The organism is Streptomyces sp. NPDC002276, assembly GCF_053891435.1.
This window is the reverse complement of record NZ_JBSFCQ010000001.1, coordinates 127660-152496: the sequence shown is the minus strand read 5'-3', so window position 1 is coordinate 152496 and position 24837 is coordinate 127660. Positions and strand designations below refer to the sequence as shown.

Genomic DNA, 24837 nt, shown 5'->3' with positions numbered 1-24837 from the left:
CCGGTGGACGCGTACCGTTGAAACGAGAAACCACTGATCTCGCTCGCCCGGCGGACCCGCGCCGCAGCGACCTGGAGGCTCCACCCGTATGCACGTCACCCGAGGCTTCACCGGACGCGCCCGCGTCCCCGACGCCGGCCTGCCGCCCGGTCAGTACGACGCGGGCGACGACTGGCCCGTCCTGTCCGCCGAGGTCACCCCCGACCTGGCGCCCGCCGACTGGACGTTCCGTGTCGACGGACTGGTCGAGGAGCCGCGCACCTGGGACTGGACGCAGGCCCATGAACTGCCCGCGTCGGCCTACGAGGGCGACATCCACTGTGTGACGAGCTGGTCGAAGTTCGGGGTGCGGTTCGGGGGCGTCTCGCTGGACGCGTTCCTCAATGTGGTGCGGCCCCATGTGTCCGCCACACATGTGGTCGCCTATTCGCACACCGGGTACACCACGAACCTCCCGCTCTCCGACGTCACCGGCGGACGGGCCTGGATCTCCTGGGAGTACGACGGGAAGCCGCTGCCCGCCGAGCACGGCGGCCCCGCCCGGCTGCTGGTGCCGCACCTGTACTTCTGGAAGAGCGCCAAGTGGATCGCGGGACTGCGTCTCCTGGACCACGACGAGCCGGGCTTCTGGGAGCAGAACGGCTATCACGCCCGGGGCAACCCCTGGGAGGAACAGCGGTACTCCGGTGACTGACACCTTCGCGCCCACCACCAGGTTCGCGGTGCCGGGACGGATCGCGGTGAGCAACCGGGCCGCCGCCGTGTGGCAGACCGCCACGCTCACCGAGATCCGCCGGGAGACCCCGCACGCCTCGACGTTCCGGTTCGCGGTGCCCGGCTGGACGGGCCATCTGGCGGGCCAGCACCTGATGCTGCGGCTGCGCGCCGAGGACGGCTATGTGGCGCAGCGCCACTACTCGATCGCCTCGCACCCGGACGACACCGGGCATGTGGAACTGACCCTGGACCATGTCGAGGGCGGCGAGGTCTCCGGCTGGTTCCACACGGTGGCGCGGCCCGGTGACCAGGTCGAGGTACGCGGCCCGCTGAGCGGCTTCTTCGCCTGGCCCGGTGACCGGCCCGCGCTGCTGCTGGGCGCCGGTTCCGGGGTCGTACCGCTGATGTCGATGCTCCGGCAGCACCGGGCGCGGCGGCTGTCCGTGCCGCTGCGGCTGGTGGTGTCGGCACGCAGGCCCGAGGAGTTGATCTACGCGCGGGAGTACGGCGCCGAGACGACGACCGTGTTCACGCGCAGCGCGCCACCGGGTGCGCCGGTGGGACGTATGGCCGCGGCACATGTGGCACCGCTCCTGGCCGAGCAGCCTCCCGGTGGGTGGGAGGCCTATGTGTGCGGCTCCAACGGATTCGCCGAGCACGCCTCACGGCTGCTGGTCGAGGCGGGCCAGCCGGTGGACCGCATCCGCATCGAACGCTTCGGCTGAGGCCCTCCCACCCGCCGCGCTCGCCGATCTCCTCGGCTCCGGTTGAGGGAAGTGCCCCGAAGGGGGTACGACTGCTGTGTGGACGCTCGCACGCGTGCGCGGTGTCGGGACAGCGGGATCCTCGCGCTCCTCGGCTCCGGTGACGGCGAGGAGGTCGACGTGCGGAACCGGGTACGGAGTCGGCGCAGGCGGCATAATCCGCTGCGGCGCCGGTCGGACGTCGTGGAGACGTGGACGGCGGTCGCCGTCACCGTCCTCCTGTTCGTCTGCGCGCCCCTGGCCGGGGCCGCCGCGGGTCTGTGGGCCCACGACCAGGCCCGGACCGTCGCCGCGACCGCGCGCGCCGACCGCCACCGCGTCCGCGCCGAGGTGATCGGCGCCCCGCCCGCCGGACTCCCCGCCGCGGAGGGCAGCCGCCCGAACGGTTTCCTGGTGGCGGTGCGCTGGACGGAGCCGGGCAGGGGGACGCGTACGGCCACGGCCACGGTCCCCGCGGGGACGAGGCGCGGTGACGTGGTGAGCGTGTGGTTCGACGCCAAGGGCCGCGGTGTGGCACCACCGCCGGGTGAAGTGGCCGTCTGGCAGCACACGTTGACGGTCGGCATGTGGGCCACGGGCGGTGTGGTCGGGCTCGTGCTGCTCGCGTCGACGGTGACGCGACGGGTCGCGCTGCGCCACCGGTTGGCCGAGTGGGAACGGGACTGGGCACTCACCGAACCGCGGTGGACTAGACGAAGGGCGTGACGCGAGGGCCACGCAACGGAGGCCACGAACAGGTGCCATGTGACCGCCGCACATGGAGCGCCGCCACACCCCCTGCCCTGTGCGACCCGCACATGGGCCGCCGCTACACGCCCCGCTGCATCCGCCGTGCGACCCGCCCATGGTCCCGCAGCACATCCCCCAGCGCGGGCAGCACCGGTTCACCTCGGTCGACAAGGACCCGCCCACCCACGACCGTGGTCCACGCCCGCGCCGGTCCGCAGCGCAGCCATGCCTCGACGGGGTCGCTCAGCGCGCCGGCCAGGGCGACTTCGTGCAGGTCCCAGACGACCAGGTCGGCACACGCGCCCGGCCGCAGGTGTCCCAGTTCGTCGGCGCGCCCCAGGCAGCGCGCCGAGCCGCGGGTCGCGATGTCGAGGGCGTCGCGCGCGGTCATCGCGCCGGGTCCCCCTCGGTAGCGGCCGAGCAGCAGGGCGCCGCGGGTCTCCATCCACAGCGACGCGTGGTCGGTGGAGGCGGAGCCGTCGCAGCCGATGCCGACCGGCAGACCGAGTTCGCGCATCTCCTTCACCCTGGCGGTGCCGCCGCCGATGAGCATGTTGGAGCTGGGGCAGTGCGCCACACCGACACCGGCGGCGGCGAGGCGGCGCAGTTCGTCGTCGTTCGGGTAGATGCAGTGCGCGACCCAGGTACGGTCGCTCATCCACCCGGTGTCCTCGAAGTATTCGACGGGCCGGCAGCCGTAGGTCTCCAGGCAGTACGTGTCCTCGTCCCGGTCCTCGGCGAGATGGGTGTGCAGCCGTACGTCGTACCGTTCGGCGAGTTCCGCGGTCGCCGTCATCACGTCCTTGGTGACCGAGAACGGTGAGCAGGGCGCGAGCGCGACCCGGATCAGCGCTCCGGGTGCCGGGTCGTGATGGGCCTTGATGAGGCGCTCGCTGTCGGCGAGTACCTCGTCGGTGCTCTGGGTGACGCTCCTCGGCGGCAGTCCCCCGTCCTCGACGGACCGCGTCATCGAACCGCGGGTCGCGTGGAAGCGGAAGCCGATGTCGCGGGCGGCCCGGATCTCGGCGTCGACCAGGTAGGGGCGTGGATGCACATAGAGGTGGTCGGAGGATGTGGTGCAGCCGCCCATGAGGAGTTCCGCCATACCGACGTACGCCGACACGTACGCGGCCTCCTCGTCGAGGCGTGCCCACAGCGGGTAGAGCGTGGTCAGCCAGTCGAAGAGGGTGCCGTTGACGGCGGGCGCGTAGGAGCGGGTGAGGTTCTGGTAGATGTGGTGGTGCGTGTTGATCAGGCCCGGGGTGACGAGCCGCCCGGCGGCCGAGACGGTCGTACGCGCCTCGGGTTCGGTGCCTCCCGCGCCGACGGCGGTGACCCGACCATCCGTGACGGCGACCCAGCCGCCCGGGATCTCCCGGCCCCCGTCCACGACGAGCAGTTCGGCGTCCTTGACCAGCAGATCCACGGCAGACGACATGCCGACATGGTAGGCGCGGGGCGCCGCACACACCTGGCGAGTCCTCCGATGTCACACGTACGGTGTGATCATCCGCGCTCACCCTTCACAAAGGCGGTCATCGATGGCTCTGTTCGACCTTCCGCTCGACGAACTCCGGGAGTACCGCAGCGAGTCCGCCGAGCCCGAGGACTTCGACGCCTTCTGGTCCAAGACCATCCAGGAGGCCCGCGAGCACGATCTCGACGCGCGCTTCGAGGAGGTCGACACGGGGCTGTCCACGGTTCGGGTGTACGACGTGACGTTCGCCGGGTTCGGCGGTCACCCGGTGAAGGGCTGGCTGCGGCTGCCGGCCGACGCGGCCCAACTCCTGCCGCTGGTCGTGGAGTTCGTCGGCTACGGCGGCGGGCGGGGGCTCCCGCACGAGAACCTGTTGTGGGCGTCGACCGGCCGCGCGCACTTCATCATGGACACGCGCGGTCAGGGCAGCGCGTGGGGCGGCGGCGGGGACACCCCGGACCCGGTGGGCGGGGCGCCCGCGTATCCCGGCTTCATGACCCGGGGCATCGACGCCCCCGAGAACTACTACTACCGCCGGGTGTTCACGGACGGGGTGCGCGCCGTCGAGGCGGCCCGTTCGCACCCGTCGGTCGATCCCGCGCGCACGGCGGCGCTCGGCACGAGCCAGGGCGGCGGCATCACCATCGCCGTGGGAGGGCTGGTGGGCGACCTGGCCGCGATCGCGCCGGACGTGCCGTTCCTGTGCGACTACCCGCGCGCGGCGACCCTCACGGACCGCGACCCGTACCGGGAGATCGGCAAGTACCTGAAGACCCATCGCGGCCGTACCGCGGACGTGCTGCGCACGCTCTCGTACTTCGACGGCGTCCACTTCGCGGCCCGTGGCCGCGCCCCCGCACTCTTCTCGACCGGCCTGGAGGACGAGACCTGCCCGCCCTCGACCGTGTTCGCCGCGTTCAACGCCTGGGCGCACGAGGACAAGCGGATCGAGGTCTACGACTTCAACGACCATGAGGGCGGCGGCCCTTACCAGGAGGCGGCCAAGCTGGACTGGCTGCGGTCGTACGTCTGACCGCAACCGGACGTACGACACCTTCCCCCCAGTCCGACCAGTCGGTATGTTCAGGTGGTCCGGGTCGCAGCGTCGCGGCCCGGGTTCACGGCGGACCACGGAGGCACCATGTCCGAGCACCAGCCGACCATCGACGGCCACTGCGACCCCCGCTTCACGGCGGTGCGCACGGCGTTCGAGGAGAACTTCCGGGACCGGGACGAACTGGGCGCCGCCGTGACCGTCACCGTGGACGGCGAGACCGTGGTCGACCTGTGGGGCGGCTGGGCCGACACGGCACGCACCCGCCCCTGGGAGCGCGACACGCTGGTCAACGTGTGGTCCACCACCAAGGGCCCGGTGGCCCTGTGCGCCCACATCCTCGCCGACCGGGGCCTGCTCGACCTCGACGCCCAAGTGGCCACGTACTGGCCGGAGTTCGCCGCCGCCGGCAAGGAGAACATTCTCGTACGACACCTGCTCTCGCACCGCGCGGGACTGGCCGGCCTGCGCGAGCCGCACTCCCTCGCGCAGCTCTACGACTGGGAGTTGACGACTCGGCGGCTCGCGGCCATGGAGCCGTGGTGGGAGCCGGGCACGCGGTCCGGGTACCACGCGCTCACCTACGGCTTCCTCGTCGGCGAAGTGGTGCGCCGCGTCTCGGGGTTGCTCCCGGGGGCGTTCCTGGAGCGGGAGGTCACCGGCCCGCTCGGGATCGACTTCACCATCGGACTGCCGGAGAAAGAGGCGGGCCGGGCGGCCGAGCTGGCGCATCCGCCCGTCGCGTCGAGCAGTGAACAGGCCGCGATCTTCAGCCAGTTGACGCCCGTCGCCATCGCCGCGCTGACCAACCCGCTCGCGGGCGCCGCCGAGGCCAACACCCCGGAGTGGCGCGCCGCGGAGATCCCGGCGGCGAACGGCCACGGCACCGCGCGTGCCGTCGCCGCGCTCTACGGCGTCTTCGCCGGCCGCGGCTCCTACGGCGGTCACCGCGTCCTCTCCCCCGAGGCGGCCGAGCGGGTGCGCGAGGGCCAGGGCAGCTGCCGTGACCTGGTGCTGGGCGCGGGCTTCGCGCACGAGACGGAGATCGGACTCGGCCTGTGGCTCAGCGGCCCGAACGGCTCGTACGGTCCCGACCCGAGGGCTTTCGGACACGACGGCTTCGGCGGCTCCTGCGGTCTCGCCGACCCGGACGCGGGTGTGTCACTGGGCTACGTGATGAACCGTATGGGGCCTCATATCGCCGACGACCCAAGGAAGTTGGCCCTGATCGACGCCCTGTACGGGGCGCTGTGAGGAGTGATCGGCGCGGGTCGGTTTCGGCCTAACTGCCCTGCCGCTCTTCCCTGGTGGTTTAGACCAATGCTAGATCTGGTCGCGCAACGAGCCCGCACGGCTACGTTTCGTCACCAGTTCTGCCCTCAGTCTTGTCACCCTCAGGAGGCGCGGCATGGCCCGCACCACCCCCCACCACCCGACCGCCGACGACCAGCCCCTCTACGGCAAGGTCGCCACCCAACTCCTCAACGAACTCCACGACGGCACCATCCCGCCTGGCGAACGCCTGCCCGCCGAGCGGCAGTTGGCCGAACACTTCCAGGTCAGCCGGGAGACCGTACGACAGGCGCTGGAGGTGCTGCGCAGGGACGGTCTGGTCGCCACCGACCGGCGCGGCAGCCACGCCACCCTGTCCGGTCTGCCGGTCGAGTCCCCGTCCTCCCTCACCTTCCCGGTCGGCGCCCGCAGCACGGACCCGACCGGCTTCGACCGGACCTCGGTGACCTGGGAGACTCCCCCGCCCGAGCACGCCGAGGCCCTGCGGATCGCCCCGCACCGCCCGACCCTGGTGCACCGCTACGCGTCCGCGGCGGCCGACGGCAGCGGACTGCGGACGGCCGTCACGTCCTTCTCGGCGGTGGCGCTGGCCGAGGTGGAGGAACTCGCCCGTTACCGCGACCGCGCCGACGGCTCCGCCTCCGCCCAACTCCGGCGCGCCTACGACTGGATGCGCCGGGCCGGTCTGACCCTGCACCACCGGGACGCCATCACGCAGGTCCCGAACGCGCCCTCGGTGCGGGTGACTCGGCGCGTGCACGACCAGTACGCGCGCCCGCTGGAGATAACCGACCTGGTCGTGGAGGCCCAACAGGACGCGCTGATCTACGAGTTCACGGTTCCGTCGGCGGACTGATCCCGGCGGCGCGCGGCGGGTCCGATGCGGAACTCGCCGCGCGCCGAACGGCGTTACGCGCTCGTCAGCACGACGAGCCGCTGAGTCGCCCGGGTCATCGCCACATAGTGGTCGACGGCCCCTTCGATGCCCTCGCCGAAGTTCTCCGGGTCGACGAGGACGACCAGGTCGAACTCAAGTCCCTTGGACAGCTCGGGAGTCAGCGACCGGACACGCGAAGTCGCCCGGAAGGCGGGGTCCCCGATCACACAGGCGATCCCCTCGGTGTGTGCGGCGAGCCAGGTGTCGAGGACCGACTCCAGGTCCGAGGCGGGTCCGTGGCCGACGGGGATGCCGTTGCCGCGGATCGAGGTCGGCACGTTGGCGTCCGGGAGCACGGCACGGATGACCGGCTCGGCCTCCGTCATGATCTCTTCCGGGGTGCGGTAATTGATGGTCAGGGAAGCCAAGTTGATCCGGTCGAGCCCGATCCGCTTCAGCCGCTCCTGCCACGACTCGGTGAACCCGTGCCGGGCCTGGGCGCGGTCCCCGACGATGGTGAAGCTGCGGGACGGGCAGCGCAGGAGCAGCATCTGCCATTCCGCGTCGGTGAGTTCCTGGGCCTCGTCCACGACGATGTGCGCGAACGGCCCGGCGAGCAGGTCCGGTTCGATGCCGGGCTGGGCGGCCTCGTCGATGAGTGCGTCGCGCAGATCCTGTCCGTGCAGCATGCCCATCGCGCCCTCGCTCTCGTCGATCTCGACGTTCTGGAGCAGGCTGTCGATGACGTCGGTACGGCGGGCGTGCTCGGCGGCCACGGCCGCTTCCTGCCGGCGCTTGCGGCGCGCGGACTCCGGGTCGCCGAGCCGCTGTCGCGCCGCGTCGAGCAACGGCAGGTCGGACACGGTCCAGGCCTGGGCGTCCGCGCGCTGCAACCGCTGGACGTCCTCGCGGCCCAACGAGGGGGCGCACTTGCGCAGATAGGCCGGTACCGTCCACAAGTCCCCTACCAGGTCGGCCGCTTCGAGCAGCGGCCACGCGCGGTTGAAGGCGGTGAGCAGGTCGCGGTTCTGGCGCAGGGACTTGCGGAGCAGGGCCGGGGTGACGGCGCCGTCCTGGGTGGGGGTGGTGTCCTCGTGCTTCTCGACCAGGATGGTGAGCAGTTCCTGCCAGACCTGCTCGCGTCCCTCGTTGTGCGGGGTGCCGGGTTCGGCCGCCTCGAAGGCGACGGCCCAGTCCTCGGCGCTCAGCCGGATGTCGGACCAGTGGGTGGTGACGTTCATGCCCTGGGTGGGCGGCTCCTCGTAGAAGCGGACGGCGGGTTCGATCGCCCGCACCAGCTCCACGGACGATTTCAGGCGGGCCACCTCCGGGTCGGCCTCGACGGTCGCGGCGGCACCCTCGGCGACGAGGTCCCGCAGGATGCAGGTCTGCACGCCCTCCTCGCCGAGGCTGGGGAGGACGTCGGCGACGTAGTCCAGGTAGGGCCGGTGCGGGCCGACGAACAGGACACCGCCCCTGCGGTGCCCGAGGCGCGGGTCGGAGTACAGCAGGTAGGCGGAGCGGTGCAGGGCGACGACGGTCTTGCCGGTGCCGGGACCGCCGTCGACGACGAGCGCGCCGCGTGATCCCGCGCGGATGATGGCGTCCTGGTCGGACTGGATGGTGCCGAGCACATCGCGCATCCGGCCGGAGCGGTTGCCGCCGAGGCTCGCGATGAACGCGGACTGGTCGTCGAGCGCGGCGTGCCCGACGAAGCCGTCCGCGGTGAACACCTCGTCCCAGTAGTCACTGATCCGACCACGCGTCCAGCGGTACCTGCGGCGGCTCGCCAGCCCCATCGGGTTGGCGTGCGTCGCCCCGAAGAAGGGCTCGGCCGCAGGGGACCGCCAGTCGAGCAGCAGCCGTCGGCCCGTGCTGTCCGTGAGGCCGAGCCGCCCGATGTAGACGCGCTCGGATGTGTCGGCGTCGACCATGTGGCCCAGACACAGGTCCAGGCCGAAGCGACGTAGGGTGCGCAGCCGTGTGGTGAGCCGGTGGATCTCCGTGTCCCGGTCCATCGCCGCCCGGCCGATGCCGCCGGGCGCCCTGCGCTCGGCGTCGAGCTGCTCGGTCAGTTCCGCGATCGACTGGTCGAGGCACTCCGCGATCGCCACGAAGTGCCGCTCGTCACCGGCGATCAGCGCCGGGTCGGCCTTGGCGGAGAGCCGGTCGGGAAGGTCGAAGGCGCTGGTGGTCAGGGGGTTCACGGCATCAATTCCGTTCTGAGGTCGCTCACGGCCGTGCGGGCGGCAGGCCGTGGGGACCGGTGCGTACGGGTTCTCGTGTTCGGGGTTCGGCCGGTTCACGCGCGCGTGGGCGGCCTTTCCCCGCCGGCCGGGTCGAGGAGCATCTTCGCGGCCACTGTCGTCCCGTCGGTGCGCAGCATTCCTGCCACGGTCCGGGCCCGGTCCCGGATCTCGGGGGCCAGGACGACGGTGAGCGCGGCCGACAGGGAGTCGTAGGTCGGTGTCGGACCGTCGTGTGCGACGCCGATGCCCAGTTCGGCCACCCGTGTCGCCCAGTATGGCTGGTCCACGATCTGCGGCACGACCACCTGGGGCACGCCGGACGTGGTAGCCGCCGTAGTGGTGCCCGCACCGCCGTGGTGGACGACCGCTGCCACCCGCCCGAACAGCGCCTGGTGGTTGACCTCGCCGACGACGAAGCAGTCGTCCCGGTCGTCGACCGCGGCCAGCTGCGCCCAGCCCCGGCCGAGTACGACCCGGCGGCCGTGTGCCCGTGCCGCCGCGACAGCGTCCCGGGCCATGTCGGGCGAGCTGCGGAGCGCCATGCTGCCGAAGCCCACGTACACCGGCTCCTCGCCCGCCTCCAGGAACGCCTCCAGATCGGCGGGGAGCGGGCGCTCGTCGGGCAGGATCCACGGTCCGGTCACCACGAGGTCGAGATCCGTCTGGTCCTGCCACGGGAACAGGTCCGGGTCGGATGCCAGCCACGGCCGCTCGGTGAACGCGTGGTCGCGGACGTTGTCGACCGGTGGCAGGCCGATCACCGCCCGGTGCCGGTTCTCGGCGTCGCGGTACAGGGCGTTCACCCGCTGGGCGTCCTCCTCCCACAGCACCTTGATGTCGGTCTCCTCCGCCGAGGACTGATGGCCGGGCCGCGACATCGGCCGGTGCTTCGACGACGGCAGCCCGGCCGTGTGGAAGCAGGCGAACACATAGCGGATGCCCAGTTTCTCGGCCACCGAGCGGGCGCCGGTCGGCATCAGACCGCTCGCCAGCAGCACGTCACACCCCTCGGCGGCCGGGAGCAGCGTCTCGTACCGGGCGGCGACCAGCTCGGGCGCGAGCTGGAACGCGGTCGCCGCCGACGGCGGCTTGGCCCCGGTCACGACCGAGCGCACCGACGGTCCGAGCGGCAGCAGCGGCACCCCGGCCCGGTCCAGCAGCTCCACGAACTCCTCGTCCGGCGGCGCGGCGACGCTCACCTCCGCGCCGAGTTCCCGCACTCGGGCAGCGAGTCCCGCGATGGGTTCGACATCCCCGCGCGATCCCCACGTCGTCAACAGCACACGCATTCCACGACTCCCATTTCCGCAGGTCATGCCCTCAGGCCGGACATTCTGCGGTACGACGGGGGCCTTGCCGCAAGCCCCCCGGTGCGCTATACGTTAAGAAGGGAAGAGGAGTGGACACGCCTCCCCTTCCGCCCTCCCCCACAGCCCTCGCGGAACTCGCGGAACTCGCGGCGAAAAAACCTGCCCGCCGATGTCGAGAACCCGCGCCCGGCTCCGTCCCCGAGGTGAACGCGACCACAATGGGTCGTGCCGGCACCGAGGAGAACGACCATGGCCAAGTACCTGCTGCTGAAGCACTACCGCGGCGCCCCCGCCGCCGTGAACGACGTCCCCATGGACCAGTGGGCGCCCGAGGAGATCACGGCCCACGTGCAGTACATGAACGACTTCGCGGCCCGGCTGGAGAAGACCGGCGAGTACGTCGACAGCCAGGCCCTCTCCCCCGAGGGGACGTTCGTCCGCTACGACGGCGAAGGGCGCCCGCCGGTGACCGACGGCCCGTTCGCCGAGACCAAGGACGTCATCGCCGGCTGGATGATCATCGACGTCGACAGCTACGAGCGGGCCGTAGAGCTGGCCGGTGAACTGTCGGCCGCCCCCGGGGCCGGTGGCAAGCCGATCCACGAGTGGCTGGAGCTGCGCCCGTTCCTGGGCACGCACTCGACCACCACGGACTGCACCTTCAAGTGAACGAGGTCCTGCTGAGGAACCTCACGCCGAGCGTGCTCGGCATCCTCGTCCGCCGCGGAGCAGACTTCGCGGCGGCCGAGGACGCCGTACAGGACGCGCTCGTCGAGGCGGTCCGGGTCTGGCCGGACGATCCGCCGCGTGACCCGAAGGGGTGGCTCGTCACGGTGGCCTGGCGGCGGTTCCTCGACGCTACGCGGGCGGACACGGCCCGCCGTAGACGCGAGGACCTGGTCGACGAGGAGCCGGCGCCCGGCCCCGCGGCTGCCACGGACGACACGCTCCAGCTCTACTTCCTGTGCGCCCACCCGTCGTTGACGCCGTCGTCGGCGGTCGCGCTCACGCTGCGCGCCGTCGGCGGGCTCACCACCCGGCAGATCGCCCAGGCCTATCTGGTGCCCGAGGCGACGATGGCGCAGCGCATCAGCCGGGCCAAGCGCACCGTGTCCGGGGTGCGCTTCGACCAGCCCGGCGATGTGGCAACCGTGCTGCGCGTCCTCTACCTGGTCTTCAACGAGGGCTACTCCGGTGACGTCGACCTCGCTGCCGAGGCCATCCGGCTCACCCGGCAGGTCGCGGGCGCGATCGACCACCCCGAGGTGTCGGGCCTGCTCGCCCTCATGCTGCTCCACCACGCCCGCCGCACCGCCCGGACCACGCCGGACGGCACCCTGGTGCCGCTCGCCGAGCAGGACCGGGGCCGCTGGGACACCACGTTGATCGCCGAGGGCGTCACGATCCTCCAACTCGCCCTCGCCCGCGACAAGTTGGGGGAGTTCCAGGCGCAGGCCGCGATCGCGGCGCTGCACGCGGACGCGCCCAGGGCCGAGGAGACGGACTGGGTGCAGATCGTCGAGTGGTACGACGAGCTCCTCGGCCTGACCGACAGTCCGGTGGTCCGCCTCAACCGCGCGGTGGCGGTAGGCGAGGCCGACGGCCCGCGCGCGGGTCTGGCCGCACTCGCCGCGGTGGACGACTCGCTGCCCCGCCATACGGCAGTGGCCGCGTACCTGCACGAGCGCGACGGCGACCTGGCGACGGCGGCCCGGCTGTACGCGGAGGCGGCACACAAGTCCCCCAATCTCGCCGAACGCGACCATCTGACCCGTCAGGCGGCCCGGCTCAATACCCTTCGGCCTTCTTGAACGGTTTGCTTTTTCGCGGCAATTTCAGGGCATCTCGAATTCCCTTTGCCCACACCATCGGTGAGTTCGTCAAGGGCGATATTGGCAACACCGGAAAGGGAGTTGTCGGGTCACGACCGACGGTGAATCGCTGCTACGGTGAGCACTCGTCCCGAGGTCGAGCGATGTGCCGTGTCCGGTGCCCCGACCTCGGATTGCACGGCGAGTGTTCCGCTTCTCACCGGATTCCGTTCACTCTCACCTTTCCCTGTTCGCGGCACTCCCTGGAGTTCTTGAACCATGTCTGCTGAGAGCGTGGCCACCGCCACTTCCACGGCACCGGAGCATTCCGTTCCCGCCCCCAGAGACCGGCATCTCGGTCTCGCCCTGTTCGTCATCGCGGCGGCCCAGTTGATGGTCATCCTCGATGCCACCATCACGAATATCGCCCTGCCCGCCATCCAGACCGACCTCGGCGTCACCGACGCGAATCTGGCGTGGATCGTCAACTCGTACGCGCTGGCCTTCGGCGGTCTGCTGCTGCTCGGCGGAAAGGCCGGCGACCTGTTCGGCCGCCGCCGGATCTTCCAGGTGGGCATCGCCGTCTTCACCCTCGCGTCCCTGCTCGGTGGACTCGCCCCGAACGAGGGCCTGTTGATCGGCGCGCGCATCCTCCAGGGCGTCGGCGCGGCCCTCGCCGCACCGAATGCGCTGGCCCTGATCACGACCACCTTCCCGGCGGGCAAGCCCCGCAACCGGGCGATGGGCGTGTACGCCGCGATGGGCGGCCTCGGTGCCACGGTCGGTCTGCTGCTCGGCGGTCTGCTCACCGATGTGCTGAACTGGCGCTGGGTGTTCTTCGTCAACATCCCCATCGGCCTCGCCGTCCTCGCCGGCACCCGCAGCCTCGTCGAGGCACAGCGCCACCCCGGCCGCCTCGACGTCCCGGGCGCCGTCACCGGGACCGGCGGCCTGATCTCCCTCGTCTACGGCATCACACGCGGCGGCGAGCACGGCTGGACCAACGGCCTCACGCTGGGCTGCTTCGCGGTCGCCGCCGTCCTGTTGGCGGCGTTCCTGTTCCTCCAGGCGCGCACACCGGACCCGATGATGCCGCTGCGGCTGTTCAAGGACCGCAATCGGTGGGGCAGTTACGCCACCATGCTGTTCATCGGCTCGGGCATGTTCGCGTTCTTCTACTTCCTGACCCTCTACATGCAGCTGATCCTCGGCTACAGCCCGATCAAGACCGGCTTCGCGTATCTGCCGTTCAGTTTCGGCATGGCGGCAGCGGCGGGCATCAGCTCCAAGCTCGTCGCGCACATCGCGCCCCGGCTCATCGCCGCACCAGGCCTCCTGGTAGCGGCAGTTGGGATGTTCTGGTTCGCCACCCTGGAGCCGGACTCGTCCTACGCCGGGCACCTGATGCCCGCCATGTTCGTCACCGCGCTCGGTCTGGGCATGAGCTTCGTCCCGATGACGCTCGGCGCGGTCAGCGGTGTCGCCCACCAGGACACCGGGATCGCCTCGGCCCTCCTCAACACGGCCCAGCAGATCGGCGGCGCCCTGGGCCTCGCCGTCCTGTCGACGATCTCGAACTCGGCGGCCGACGACAAGCTGCCCCACGCGGCCTCCGCGCTCTACCGGGGCCTGGCCACAAGGGATTTGGGGCTCGTGTCGAAGGCAGGTGACGCTCTCACCCACGGCTACACGATGGCCTTCGTCGCCGCCGGGGTCGTGTTCGTGGCCGGTGCCGCCGTCACCGCGCTCGCCGTCAACGCGGGCAGGCAGCAGCACACCGAGGGCGCCGCCCCGGTCCACATGGGCTAAGCCCCACACACATCCAGGCACCATCACGTCGAACCGGCGCGAAGACCGTGCCCGTGGTGCCCCGCTGCCCTGGTGCGGCGGGGCAGCGCGGGCGCGTACGGCCGCCGCGCTCCTGGAGCCCTGTATGACGAAGCAGCCCTCCCCGGCGAACCCCGATCACCCCGAACTCCCGCCGCCCGTCGAGGCGTTGGCCCACGCGTTCGCCCTGCTGGGCAGGCGCTGGAGCGGCCTGGTCCTCGCCGCGCTGGCCAAGGGCCCGGCAGGGTTCGGTGAGGTGCGCGAGCGGGTGCCCGGCCGCGCTGACCGTCTGGGCCGAGGAGCACCTCATGGTCACTCCCACTGGTACTGGAGGTACTTCCCGTCGAGGGTGATGACGACCCGGTCCCCCGCCGGGTCGGGCACACGGCTGACGTCGAGGCGGAAGTTGATGGCGCTCATGATGCCGTCGCCGCACTGCTCGTGGATCAGTTCCTTGATGGTGGGGCCGTAGACCTGGATGACCTCGTAGAGGCGGTAGATCGTGGGGTCCACGGGAACCGCCGCGTCCAACGCGCCGCGTGTCGGCTGGAGTTGGAAGGCCAGGGCGGCGTCCTCGCCGAGTTCGAGGAGGGCCGCGGCCGTCGCCGCCTCGTCCTTGGTCATGGGGTGCTGGCCGAGCAGCGCCGCCGTGGTCCACGCGAGCGGTCTGCCGACGGCCTCGGCCAACTGGGCCCATGTGACACCGGTCTTGACCTTGGCCAGGCGGACCGCTTCGCCGGCTTCACCCTTGCTGAGCATGCGCAACTCCGTTCCCGGACAGCACTCTTGGCCACACGCCGTTCAGCGTAGGAGATCATCCGTGACGCGACAATGGCGTCATCCTCGCCCAGTGCCGTCATCTGCCGGACTCCAGGACGCCCACGGACGCATACTTCCGACCATGACCCACATCGACGTACAACAGATCGAAAAGGCGAACGCCGTCGAACGTACGCCGGTCGTCTTCGTCCACGGTCTGTGGCTGCTGCCGAGCAGTTGGGACCGCTGGGCAACCCACTTCGAGCAGGCCGGGTACGCGCCGGTCTCCCTGTCCTGGCCCGACGACCCGGAGACGGTCGCCGAGGCCAACGCGCACCCCGAGGTCATGGCGGGCAAGACGGTCGGCCAAGTCGCCGACCATCTGGCGCAGTTGATCGGAACGCTGGCGCGCAAACCGGCGATCGTCGGCCACTCCTTCGGCGGACTGCTCACGCAGATCCTGGCCGGGCGCGGACTGTCCGCCGTGTCCGTGGCGATCGACCCGGCACCCTTCCGGGGCGTGCTGCCGCTGCCGGTGTCCGCGCTGCGCTCCTCCGCCCCGGTCCTCAGCAACCCCGCCAACCGCAATCGCGCGGTCCCTCTGACCTTCGACCAGTTCCGCTACGGATTCGCCAACGCCGTCAGCGAGGAGGAGGCACGGGAGTTGTACGAGACGTTCGCGGTACCCGCGCCCGGCGCCCCGCTGTTCCAGGCGGCGACCGCGAACCTCAACCCGTGGACCGAGGCGAAGGTCGACACGGAGAACCCCGAGCGCGGGCCGCTCCTGATCATCTCGGGCGAGAAGGACCACACCGTGCCCTGGTCGATCGCCAACGCCTCCTACAAGAAGCAGCAGCACAACAAGGGCGTCACCGAGATCACCGAGATCAAGGGCCGCGGCCACGCACTGACCATCGACAACGGCTGGCAGGAAGTCGCAGACACCGCCCTGTCCTTCGTGCGCCGCTACGCCTGAACTCCCGGACAAGCACCTACGAGCAAGTGTTCGACGCCGATCTCCTCGACCTCATCCATCAGGAGCTGACCGATGACGATCTCCCGTAGACCCTTACTCCTGGGAGCGGCTGCCGCGGCCGGCGCCCTCGCGGCCACCGCTCTCCCCGCCTCGGCGGCACCCGCCACCGGAGGCAAGCACCCCGGACCCAAGCCCACCGTGATCCTGGTGCACGGCGCGTTCGCCGACGCGTCCAGCTGGTCGGCCGTGGCCTCCCGGCTCCAGAAGGCGGGCTACACCGTCGTGGCGCCCGCCAATCCGCTGCGCGGGCTCACCTCGGACGCCGCCTATATCTCCGCGCTCCTCAAGACGATCGACGGCCCGAAGGTCGCCGTAGGACACTCCTACGGCGGCGCGGTCATCACCCAGGCGACCGCGGGCGACCCGAGTGTGAAGGCGCTCGTGTACGCCGCGGCCTTCATGCCCGACAAGGGCGAGCAACTGGGCGAACTCGCCGCGCGTTTCCCCGGGTCGCAGCTGAACGACGCGCTACAGCCGCTGCCCGACGGCTCGGGCGGTACCGATCTGGCCATCCAGACGGCGAAGTTCCACGCGGTCTTCACCGCCGACCTCCCGGCGGCCACCTCCGCACTGCTGGGCGCCTCTCAACGCCCCATCAGCTCGGCCGCGTTCACGGATGTCGCCACGGCGGCGGCCTGGCACGACATCCCCTCGTGGGCGGTCGTGGCGGCGCAGGACCGGGCGATCGCACCCGACCTGGAGCGCTTCGAGGCCAAGCGGGCCGGTTCACACACGGTCGTGGTGGACTCCTCGCACGTGGTGATGATCTCCCACCCCGACCTGGTCACCAAGGTCATCAAGTCGGCGGCGTCCGCGACGAGTTGACGCCCACGCCGGCCGCTACGGCAGCCGTCGCGCCGCGACCATGCGGACGCGGGGGCTGCCGTCGCCGCGGTGCCCGAACTCGGGCAGGGCGTAGAGGTCGACGGCGAAGCCGATCCGCTCCAACTCCCATCGCACGAAACCGAGTTGGAAGTCCCGGTAGTACATGACGAAGGGCGGTCGCCAGACGGCGTTGCGGACCTTCATCACCACGTCGAAGCCGGACAGCATCCAGTACGCGGGTGAAGTGGGGTGCGGCGGCGCGAGGATGGGGAACGCGAAGCATCCGCCGGGCCGCAGCACGGAGTGCACCTGGCCGAACAGCCCCGGCAGTTCGCGGGGCAGGAAGTGGCCGAACGCGCCGAAGCTGACCACCAGGTCGAAGTCGGCCCCGAACGGCAGGGCCCGCGCGTCACCGCGCACCCACGAGACGCTCGGCTCGTCGCTCTTCACGCGCTCTCGCGCGACCGCGAGCATGCCCGCGCTGAAGTCGACGCCGGTGACGCTCCGTCGGCACACGGTCGTCAGCGCTTCGGCGCCCGCGCCGGTGCCGCAGCACAGGTCGAGTCCGTCGTCGAAGGGCCCGATGCGTCGCAGTGTCGAGGCGACCGCGTCGAGCACCGGGGCCGGTGTCCGGAAGGGGGTGTGGTCGAACTTGGGCGCGAGGAGGTCGTAGCCGTGCTCGACGGACGACAGTGCCTGGACGGCGAGTTCACGCAGACTGGGGCCTTCGGGGCTGAACATCCGGGTCAGCCTAGGGCAACCCGGTGCTTCAGGATCGCCAGAACGCGTTCGCACCAGCGCAGGTTCTCCTCCTCGAAGGTGATCCCGGCCATCAGCGTGAGGTAGGGGCCGATGCGGTCGGCGTCCCGGAGGTACTCGTCCTCGGTCCGCCCGTCGAGGAGCCGGTCGCGCACCCGCTCGTAGCGGTCCAGCTTGCCGCGCGCCCACGACCCGCGCTCCTCGATCAGCTCACGGATGACGGCGGGGTCGGTGCCGTCCATGGCCTGAATCTTGATGAGGAACTCGTCACGGATGGCGGTGGGGCGCCTGGGCGGCTCGGCGGCGAAGGTGTCGAGGTCGCGCCGGCCGGCCTCGGTGAGCGTGAACATCCTTTTGTTGGGCCTGCGTTCCTGCTGTACGACCCGTGCCTCGATCAGCCCGTCCTGGGCGAGGCGTTCCAGTTCGCGGTAGAGCTGCTGCGGTGTCGCGGGCCAGAAGTTCGCCAGCGACACGTCGAAGGTCTTGGCCAGTTCGTAGCCCGAGGCCTCGCCTTCCAGGAGGGCCGCGAGGACCGCGTACTTGAGGGACATGTGGACACGCTAACAGCGGTTGATTAGTCTCATCCACACCTACTCAACAAATTGACTATGAGGTGAGCCGATGCGTGCGTTCCGTGAGGCGGTCGAGGCGCAGGACATGGACGCCGTCGAGGCGCTGCTGGCGGAGGACGTGGTCTTCACCAGCCCGGTCGTGTTCAAGCCGTATCCCGGGAAGGCGATCACCGCGGCGATCCTGCACGCGGTGGCGCGGGTCTTCGAGGACTTCCGGTACGAGCGGGAGATCGGCGACCCGGACGGCGCCGACCACGCGCTGGTGTTCCGCACGCGGGTCGGCGACCGTGAGCTGACCGGCTGCGACTTCATCCACGTCAACGAGGCAGGCCTGATCGACGAGTTGACGGTCATGGTCCGTCCGCTGTCGGGCGCCCAGGCTCTCCAGGAGGCCATGGCGGCACAGTTCGAGCAGATCGCCAAGGAGGCGGAGGCGCGGCTCGCGTGAGTACCGCGCCTCCGGCCCGACTTACCCGACGGTCAGGGTGAGCGCACCGGTGTAGGTCTGGCCGGGCGTGATGGCCGTGACCGTCCCGTCGACCGTCAGCGTGACCTTCCTGCCCCGGGGCGCCTTGACGGTCGCGTCGGCGGCGAGGGCGAGCCGGGTCAGGTGCGAGGTGCCGGTGACCGTCCAGGTCGAGCCGCTGTTCAGCCGCACGATCGCGCCGTTGTTGACGGCGGCGCCCACGGTGTTGGTGACGATGCCCAGCTCGTAGAAGGTCGACGCGTCGATGCTGGAGACACGGTGCTTGGCCGTCGTCGCGGAGATGACGCCCTCGACGCTCGCGTCCTCGAAGGTGAGGACCATGTTCTTGCCCTTGCGCATGCCGTTGTAGAAGTCGCCCTTCAAAGCTATGGAGTTGAAGGTGGCGGCTCCGTCGGTGGTGTGCACGGCGGTCGGGTCGAAGCTCGCGTCCTTCGCCGGGTCGCCGGTGGGCTCGGTGTAGATGCCGATGTTCATCATCTTGCCGTTGACGGGGACCGGGCCCGGGTCGTCCAGCTCGATCATCTGGAGGATGACCCCGTCGCGCGGGTTGAGCCGGGCGCCCTGGGAGCCGTCGACGCTGATGGTGGTCTGCTGGCCCTTGTTGAGGAAGGTGGCCCGCTCGGAGTTGATCTGCGTGCCGCCGTCGAGGGTGAGTTGGCCGGTCCCGAAGAACATGTAGCCGAAATGACCGGAGTTCACGACCGCCCTGCGTACCGGGATCGACGCCAACTCACCCTTGGACAGCCCGAGTTCCAGCTCGGTGTTGAGCGCGGAGACAGCCGCCTTGGTGCTGTCGCCGTAGTGCACGACCGCCGCCGGGCCCGCGATGATGGTCGCGTAGCTGCCGACGTCGAGCCGCGACCCGAGCACCCGCACGGTCGCGTCGCCGATGGCGTAGGTGCCGTAGCCGTACTCCCCCGTGTTGCCGAAGTGGCTGTTGATCGCGGTCAGTTTGAGTCCGCTGCCGCCCTCGACCGACAGGGCGCCCCAAGTCTCCGAGAAGATAGTGGAGTTGAGGTAGGTGGCCTTGCTGTTGGCGCCGATCAGGTTGGTGGCGCGGACGTTGCCGTCGAGGCCGAGCATCCACGGCACGGACTCCATGTACGGCGTTTCCACGGTGGCTTGGTAGTCGGCGGGCAGGACGCCGTTGCGGGCACGGAGGACGGAGTCCTTGACGATGACGTTGGCGCCGTCGTCGGCGATGACGGCGGTGCGGACGACTCCCTTGGTGTCGATGCGGGCGCCGTCCACGACCAGTGTGGTCGAGGAACCGTCGCCGACGACCGCGGCGCCGTAGCCAGCGAAGTCCGAACGGCCGTTGCCCGTAAGGGAGATGGAGGGCCGGTCGAGCGTGTAGGTGGCGTCCTGCACGTACACGCCGTCGAAGCACTCGCCGGTCGAGGTGATCGACACGTTCCTGGCGTAGGCATCGGTGAGCTTGCCGCCGAGGACGGCCGCGAGGACGGACTTGTCCTTGACCACGCCGTCGCCGTCGACGTACACCGCCTGCCGGAACGGGAAGGTGAGCGTCTGGTACGTCACCTCGTTGGCCGCCGCGACGGTCAGGACGACATCGCCCCGGTAGGTGCCGGCCTGGATCAGGGTGGCCGTGGCGCCGGTCGCGGTGAGCAGCTGGCCGGTCTCCACGCCGTCGACGGTCAGCGAGAGGCTGGAGCCGTCCGGGGCGACGATCTTCCCGCCGGACGCGATGGACAGCTCGCTCACGCGGGTGGTCGCGGCGACCGTGTACGTCTCACCGGATGCGACCGAGATCCGCGTGCCCGAAGCCTTCTTGGCCGTCGGCGCGGCGGTGGCGGAGACCGCCGGCACCAGTACGGCTCCGGCCGTGGCGGTACCGGCGATCAGGACCGAGCGTCGGGTGATCAGCGTCATTGCTTGCCTTCCCAGGGATCGATGCGCCGTTGCGCAGTGTGACCGGCCGGCCGTCGAACGCGGGATGCGGACGGGCCCGGCGGAGGCACCGAAGGTGCGCACGAGGGAGTGAAGCAGCCATGAGAACCAGGGAATAGGCGGGCGGCACACACATATGGGAGTCCGATGCCTCGGATCACGCCGACCATTTCATGGCGGTCACACAGAGTCGTCATAGGGGGCGGGCGTCCGTACGCACGACGGTGAGGCGGGCGGCTCGTCGGCCGTCCACCTCACCGTTCTCGTACACGCCGCCGCGGCTACGCCGGGGCGATCATCCCCGCCGACAGGTCGATGTCCGCCCCGCACAGGCCGGGCATCGCGAGCATCGCCACCAGCGCCTGGGCGACCTCGTACTCCTCGACAAGGCGACCGAGGGCGGACCGCGAGGCGAAGTCGCGTTCGGCCTCGGCCACCGTGCAGCCGGTCAGTTCGGCGGTGAGCCGGAAGTTGCGGTCCATGCGCGGACCTCGAACCGGGCCAGGAGAAAGGGAGTTGACCGCGATCCCACGCGGCCCGACCTCCCCGGCCAGCGTCCGCGTCAGTCCCAGCAGCGCCATCTTGGAGGCGGTGTACGGGGTGCGGTTGAGCAGCGGGCGTTTTCCGCTGACCGAGGCCACGTTGACGATGTCACCGCGTCCGGCCGTGAGCATCGGCGGCAGGAAGGCCCGGCACATCAGGTAGACGCCCCGGACGTTGGCGGCGAACACGTCGTCCCACTCGTCCGGCTCGATGTCGACGAGCGGCCGGACGGGGCCCGCGACTCCCGCGTTGTTGACGAGCAACGACACGTCCTCGTCGGCGAGTTGGGCGGCCAGCGCGCCGACAGCGGAAGGGGCGGAGACGTCGCACACGGCCGTACGGGCCCCTCCCCCGACCTTGACCACATGTGCCGCCGTCTCCGCGAGCGCCGACTCGTTGCGCCCGACCAGGACCACCCGGGCGCCGGCGTCCGCGAGGGCGAGCGCGAAGGCACGGCCCAGCGGTCCGCCGCCCCCGGTGACGAGCGCTGTACGACCCTCCAGGGTCATGCGGTGTTCCAGGGCAGCTCGTCGCCCGCGGCCTTCGCGGCGCGTACGTCACCGGAGCGCGCGTGTCCCTCGAACAGCTCGACGCGGGCGGCCCGTCCGCACAGCCGACCGAGCAGTGTCTGGGAGTCGGTGTCGGTGACCTCCTGGTAGGTCACCGTCTTGAGGTACTTCCCCACCCACAGGCCGCCGGTGTAGCGCGCGGCACCACGTGTGGGCAACACATGGTTCGTGCCGATGACCTTGTCGCCGAACGACACACAGGTGCCCTCGCCGAGGAACAGGGCGCCGTACTGGGTCATGCGTTCCAGCGCGAGGCGGGGTTCGGCGGTCAGCACCTCGACGTGCTCGAAGGCGAACTCGTCGGCGAGGGCGTACAGCTCGTCGAGCGTGTCGACGACGTGCACCTGGCCGTGGTCGCGCCAGGCGGGCCCGGCGAAGTCACGGGTGGGCATGCCGGGCAGCAGGCGTTCCACCTCGGCGATGGTCCGCTCGGCGACCTCGCGGGAGGTGGTGATGAGGACGGCCGGGGAGTCCGGACCGTGCTCGGCCTGGGAGAGCAGGTCGACGGCGCACACGAACGGGTCGGCCTGCTCGTCGGCGAGGACCAGGATCTCGGTCGGCCCGGCGAACAGGTCGATGCCGATCTCCCCGAACAACTGCCGCTTGGCCTCGGCGACATAGGCGTTACCGGGTCCTGCGATGAGGTTCACCGGACTCATGGTGTCCGTCCCGACGGCCATGGCAGCCACCGCCTGCACCCCGCCGAGCAGCCAGATCTCGTCGGCGCCGGCGAGGTGCATGGCGGCGACGGTCGCGGCCGGGATCTCGCCGTGGATGGGCGGCGTACAGGCGACGACCCGGGGCACGCCCGCGACCTTGGCGGTGACGATGGTCATGTGGGCGGAGGCGGTGAGCGGGTAGCGGCCGCCCGGGATGTAGGCGCCCGCCGCCTGCACCGGGATGTGCTTCTGCCCGAGCCGCACGCCCGGCAGGGTCTCGACCTCGAACTCCCGCAGGGAGTCCAGCTGGTGGCGGGCGAAGGTGCGCACCTGGTCCTGGACGAAGCGGATGTCGTCGATGACCTGCTGCGGCACCGACGCGATGATCTTCTCGACCTCCTCGGCGGACAGCCGGAAGGACTCCGGGGTCCACTTGTCGAACTTCTCGGAGTACGCGCGCACGGCGTCGTCGCCGCGCTCACGGATGTCCGCGATGACGCCGGTCACGGTCTCCCGCACCTGGTCGAGGGAGGCGGCCACCTCCGACTTGGGCACGGCGTGCTTCAGGATCGTTGCCACAACTGCGGCCTCTCTCATGCGGGTTGGGTGTTCTGCTCAGACCGGCGGCGCTTCGAAGAGCACATCGGGGTCGTTGAACTGCTCCTTGGCGACCGACTCGCTCATCGGGTCGGCGGTGCCCCACTGGTCCTGGGTGACCGGGTCGTCGACGTCATGGCGGCCCGGGTGCCACAAGTCCTCTTCGAGGACGGCGAGTTCGGTCGTGTACTCGACGGTGTTGCCGTGCGGGTCGTGGAAGTAGGAGAAGGTGTTGTCACCGGCGAGATGCCGGCCGGGCCCCCAGGTGAGCCGGGTCCCGGCGCGCAGCGCCCGCCCGGTGCCGCGCATGTACTCCTCGACCCCGCGCATCTCGAACGAGGCGTGGTGCAGGGAGACATGGGGTCCACGGGCGATCGCGAACGAGTGGTGGAGCGGGCTGCACCGCAGGAAGTACATGAGGTCGCCCATGTGCGTCGAGTACAGGGTGTCGGTGAGCCGGAACCCGAGGTGCTGGACGTAGAAGTCCCGCAGCCCTTCCGGGTCCTGGGAGTTGACCACGCAGTGCGAGAGCCGGACCGGGATCGCCTCGCGTTCCTCGATCTTGCGGTGGGTGCGGGTGGCGACATCGGCGGAGACCTCGACGACCCGCCCGTCCGGGTCGAAGAACCGGAAGCCGTAGCCACCGCCCGGTGTGTCCAACGCGCCCGGTTCACCGAGCAGTTGGACGCCCGCACGCCCGAGCCGCCCATGCAGCTCGTCCACCGCCTGCGGCGACACGGCCCCGAAGGCGACCAGGTCCATCCGCTTCCGCTCGTCCGCCCGGATCCGGACGATGTACTGCTCGGGGCTGCCCTCGGCGGCGAAGAAGGCGACACCACTGTCGTTGGCGACCTCGGTCAGGCCCCAGGTGGTGCCGTAGAAGGCGCGCTGGCGGGCGAAGTCCGGTACGGCCAGGTCGACATGGCGCAGATGGGTGATGGGCTGGAAGGTCACTGTCCGCTCCTGACGGTGTTGCGCTGGTGGCCCAGGCCGGTGATCTCGGACTCGACGACGTCGCCGGGCTTCAGGAAGACGCCCCAGTGCGCGCCGTTGCCGGCCGGGGAGCCGGTGAGCAGCAGGTCGCCGGGGCGCAGGGTGGTGGTCGTGGAGATGTAGGCGATGAGCCGCGGGATGTCGAAGATCATGTCCTTCGTCGACTCGTCCTGGCGGACAACTCCGTTGTGGCGCAGGGTGATTCGTAGATCTCCGGGGTCTCCGACGAAGGCGGCCGGTACGAGGAAGGGTCCGGTCGGCAGGAAGGTGTCGGCGTTCTTGGCGGTGAACCAGTCGGTGCCGATGGCCTTGAGGTCGGGCCGGTAGAGGCGGTCGCGGGTGGTGAGGTCGTTGGAGATCGTGTACCCGGCGACGTGGTCCATCGCCTCCTCGGCCGGGATGTTCTTGCCCGACTTCGCGATGATGAGGGCGAGTTCGAGTTCCCAGTCGTGCTGTTCACCGCGTGCGGGGAGCACGATGTCGTCGTACGGTCCGCTGATCGCGCGCGGGGAGCCGAGGAAGACGTACGGCACTCCGTTGCGGGCGCGTTCGTCCATCATCGACTCGGCGTCGGCGCGGGCCTCTTCGGGGGTGGCGCCGTGCACGCTCTCCTTCTCGGCGGCGACCAGATCGACCACGTGTTTGCGGTAGTTGGCGCCGCTCTGGAGGATCTGGCCGGGTTCGAGGGGGGTCAGGACGCGCAGTGCGGCCAGGTCGTGCCAGGTGCCGTCGGAGGACCCGGCGAGGTCGGCCAGCCGGGGCAGCCAGGTCCCCCAGTCCTCGACGAGCGCGCGGACGGACGGCACGAGGTCGGAGAGGTCGCGCACGCGGGAACCGGTGACCAGACCGGGGAAGACCGCCGCGCCGGAGGCGAACGTACCGAGGGCGAAAGGTCCGGCATGGGTGGGCTGTGGATCGGGCACGGCGCTCTCCTCGTACGGGTGGGGGCTCGCCCTCGACGCTAGGCAGCCCGGGGACCCGGCGGAAATGGCGATCCGCGATGCCTGCCATCACCGGCC

Annotated in this window: 23 protein-coding genes; 12 read left to right on the top strand and 11 right to left on the bottom strand. The window is 70.6% G+C overall.

What is annotated here, in order from left to right:
• Nucleotides 1-88 precede the first annotated feature (88 nt).
• The 3 genes from ACWIHT_RS00725 (at nt 89) to ACWIHT_RS00715 (ending at nt 2186) form a co-directional block, all read left to right on the top strand.
• A complete protein-coding gene (locus ACWIHT_RS00725; protein WP_456162930.1) occupies nt 89-694 on the top strand; it encodes a sulfite oxidase-like oxidoreductase in 606 nt (201 codons plus the stop codon).
• Nucleotides 687-1442 (top strand): ferredoxin reductase, encoded by a 756-nt coding sequence (locus ACWIHT_RS00720; protein WP_456162928.1) that lies wholly within the window; start codon nt 687-689, stop codon nt 1440-1442. The genes ACWIHT_RS00725 and ACWIHT_RS00720 overlap by 8 nt, the downstream gene beginning before the upstream one ends.
• A 78-nt stretch (nt 1443-1520) precedes the next feature.
• Entirely contained in the window at nt 1521-2186 is a 666-nt protein-coding gene (locus ACWIHT_RS00715; RefSeq protein ID WP_456162926.1) for an Rv1733c family protein, read from the top strand.
• Between the two features lie 103 nt (nt 2187-2289).
• On the opposite strand, the gene ACWIHT_RS00710 is transcribed toward ACWIHT_RS00715, so the two are convergent.
• Complete coding sequence (locus ACWIHT_RS00710) at nt 2290-3648, bottom strand: 8-oxoguanine deaminase (protein ID WP_456162924.1); 1359 nt, start codon at nt 3646-3648, stop codon at nt 2290-2292.
• 103 nt (nt 3649-3751) lie between these two features.
• On the opposite strand from ACWIHT_RS00710, the gene ACWIHT_RS00705 reads away from it, so the two are divergent.
• From ACWIHT_RS00705 to ACWIHT_RS00695, 3 genes are all read left to right on the top strand, one after another.
• On the top strand, nt 3752-4720 hold the full coding sequence (locus tag ACWIHT_RS00705) for an acetylxylan esterase (RefSeq protein ID WP_456162922.1): 969 nt from the start codon (nt 3752-3754) through the stop codon (nt 4718-4720).
• Nucleotides 4721-4828: 108 nt separating this feature from the next.
• The gene (locus ACWIHT_RS00700; protein ID WP_456162920.1) at nt 4829-5995 is read left to right on the top strand and encodes a serine hydrolase domain-containing protein; all 1167 of its coding nucleotides are present in this window, start codon (nt 4829-4831) and stop codon (nt 5993-5995) included.
• A 154-nt stretch (nt 5996-6149) separates the two neighbouring features.
• Nucleotides 6150-6890 (top strand): GntR family transcriptional regulator, encoded by a 741-nt coding sequence (locus ACWIHT_RS00695; RefSeq protein ID WP_456162918.1) that lies wholly within the window; start codon nt 6150-6152, stop codon nt 6888-6890.
• A gap of 53 nt (nt 6891-6943) precedes the next feature.
• On the opposite strand, the gene helR is transcribed toward ACWIHT_RS00695, so the two are convergent.
• Together helR and ACWIHT_RS00685 are read right to left on the bottom strand one after the other, a co-directional pair.
• A complete protein-coding gene (helR, locus tag ACWIHT_RS00690; RefSeq protein ID WP_456162916.1) occupies nt 6944-9118 on the bottom strand; it encodes an RNA polymerase recycling motor ATPase HelR in 2175 nt (724 codons plus the stop codon).
• Nucleotides 9119-9213: 95 nt separating this feature from the next.
• The gene (locus ACWIHT_RS00685) at nt 9214-10449 is read right to left on the bottom strand and encodes a glycosyltransferase (RefSeq protein WP_456162914.1); all 1236 of its coding nucleotides are present in this window, start codon (nt 10447-10449) and stop codon (nt 9214-9216) included.
• 270 nt (nt 10450-10719) lie between these two features.
• On the opposite strand from ACWIHT_RS00685, the gene ACWIHT_RS00680 reads away from it, so the two are divergent.
• From ACWIHT_RS00680 to ACWIHT_RS00670, 3 genes are all read left to right on the top strand, one after another.
• Nucleotides 10720-11139 carry a YciI family protein gene (locus tag ACWIHT_RS00680; RefSeq protein ID WP_200679237.1) on the top strand — a complete coding sequence of 140 codons (420 nt, stop codon included), beginning with the start codon at nt 10720-10722 and terminating at the stop codon, nt 11137-11139.
• The gene (locus tag ACWIHT_RS00675) at nt 11136-12281 is read left to right on the top strand and encodes an RNA polymerase sigma factor (protein WP_456162912.1); all 1146 of its coding nucleotides are present in this window, start codon (nt 11136-11138) and stop codon (nt 12279-12281) included. The genes ACWIHT_RS00680 and ACWIHT_RS00675 overlap by 4 nt, the downstream gene beginning before the upstream one ends.
• A gap of 279 nt (nt 12282-12560) precedes the next feature.
• Nucleotides 12561-14090, top strand: a complete 1530-nt coding sequence (locus ACWIHT_RS00670) for an MFS transporter (RefSeq protein WP_456162910.1) — start codon at nt 12561-12563, stop codon at nt 14088-14090.
• A 330-nt stretch (nt 14091-14420) separates the two neighbouring features.
• Here ACWIHT_RS00670 and cynS read toward each other — a convergent pair whose 3' ends face one another.
• Complete coding sequence (cynS, locus tag ACWIHT_RS00665; protein ID WP_200679243.1) at nt 14421-14867, bottom strand: cyanase; 447 nt, start codon at nt 14865-14867, stop codon at nt 14421-14423.
• Between the two features lie 142 nt (nt 14868-15009).
• Between cynS and ACWIHT_RS00660 the strand changes: the two genes are divergently transcribed.
• On the top strand, nt 15010-15843 hold the full coding sequence (locus tag ACWIHT_RS00660; protein ID WP_456162908.1) for an alpha/beta hydrolase: 834 nt from the start codon (nt 15010-15012) through the stop codon (nt 15841-15843).
• A 72-nt stretch (nt 15844-15915) separates the two neighbouring features.
• Nucleotides 15916-16728 carry an alpha/beta fold hydrolase gene (locus tag ACWIHT_RS00655; RefSeq protein WP_456162906.1) on the top strand — a complete coding sequence of 271 codons (813 nt, stop codon included), beginning with the start codon at nt 15916-15918 and terminating at the stop codon, nt 16726-16728.
• A gap of 15 nt (nt 16729-16743) precedes the next feature.
• Here ACWIHT_RS00655 and ACWIHT_RS00650 read toward each other — a convergent pair whose 3' ends face one another.
• Nucleotides 16744-17469, bottom strand: coding sequence for a class I SAM-dependent methyltransferase (locus tag ACWIHT_RS00650; protein ID WP_456162904.1), 726 nt, complete (start codon nt 17467-17469; stop codon nt 16744-16746).
• Between the two features lie 5 nt (nt 17470-17474).
• Nucleotides 17475-18038: a PadR family transcriptional regulator gene (locus tag ACWIHT_RS00645; protein WP_456162902.1), complete on the bottom strand. Its 564-nt coding sequence runs from the start codon at nt 18036-18038 to the stop codon at nt 17475-17477.
• A gap of 70 nt (nt 18039-18108) precedes the next feature.
• On the opposite strand from ACWIHT_RS00645, the gene ACWIHT_RS00640 reads away from it, so the two are divergent.
• Nucleotides 18109-18507: a nuclear transport factor 2 family protein gene (locus tag ACWIHT_RS00640; RefSeq protein ID WP_456162900.1), complete on the top strand. Its 399-nt coding sequence runs from the start codon at nt 18109-18111 to the stop codon at nt 18505-18507.
• Between the two features lie 21 nt (nt 18508-18528).
• On the opposite strand, the gene ACWIHT_RS00635 is transcribed toward ACWIHT_RS00640, so the two are convergent.
• The 5 genes from ACWIHT_RS00635 to ACWIHT_RS00615 all read right to left on the bottom strand — a co-directional run bounded on the left by ACWIHT_RS00635 (nt 18529) and on the right by ACWIHT_RS00615 (nt 24741).
• Complete coding sequence (locus ACWIHT_RS00635) at nt 18529-20439, bottom strand: hypothetical protein (protein ID WP_456162898.1); 1911 nt, start codon at nt 20437-20439, stop codon at nt 18529-18531.
• A gap of 299 nt (nt 20440-20738) precedes the next feature.
• Entirely contained in the window at nt 20739-21509 is a 771-nt protein-coding gene (locus ACWIHT_RS00630) for an SDR family NAD(P)-dependent oxidoreductase (RefSeq protein ID WP_456162896.1), read from the bottom strand.
• Nucleotides 21506-22825 carry a histidinol dehydrogenase gene (gene hisD, locus ACWIHT_RS00625; RefSeq protein ID WP_456162894.1) on the bottom strand — a complete coding sequence of 440 codons (1320 nt, stop codon included), beginning with the start codon at nt 22823-22825 and terminating at the stop codon, nt 21506-21508. The genes ACWIHT_RS00630 and hisD overlap by 4 nt, the downstream gene beginning before the upstream one ends.
• Nucleotides 22826-22843: 18 nt before the next feature.
• Nucleotides 22844-23779, bottom strand: a complete 936-nt coding sequence (locus ACWIHT_RS00620) for a VOC family protein (RefSeq protein WP_456162892.1) — start codon at nt 23777-23779, stop codon at nt 22844-22846.
• Nucleotides 23776-24741 (bottom strand): fumarylacetoacetate hydrolase family protein, encoded by a 966-nt coding sequence (locus tag ACWIHT_RS00615; protein ID WP_456162890.1) that lies wholly within the window; start codon nt 24739-24741, stop codon nt 23776-23778. The genes ACWIHT_RS00620 and ACWIHT_RS00615 overlap by 4 nt, the downstream gene beginning before the upstream one ends.
• Nucleotides 24742-24837: the final 96 nt, after the last annotated feature.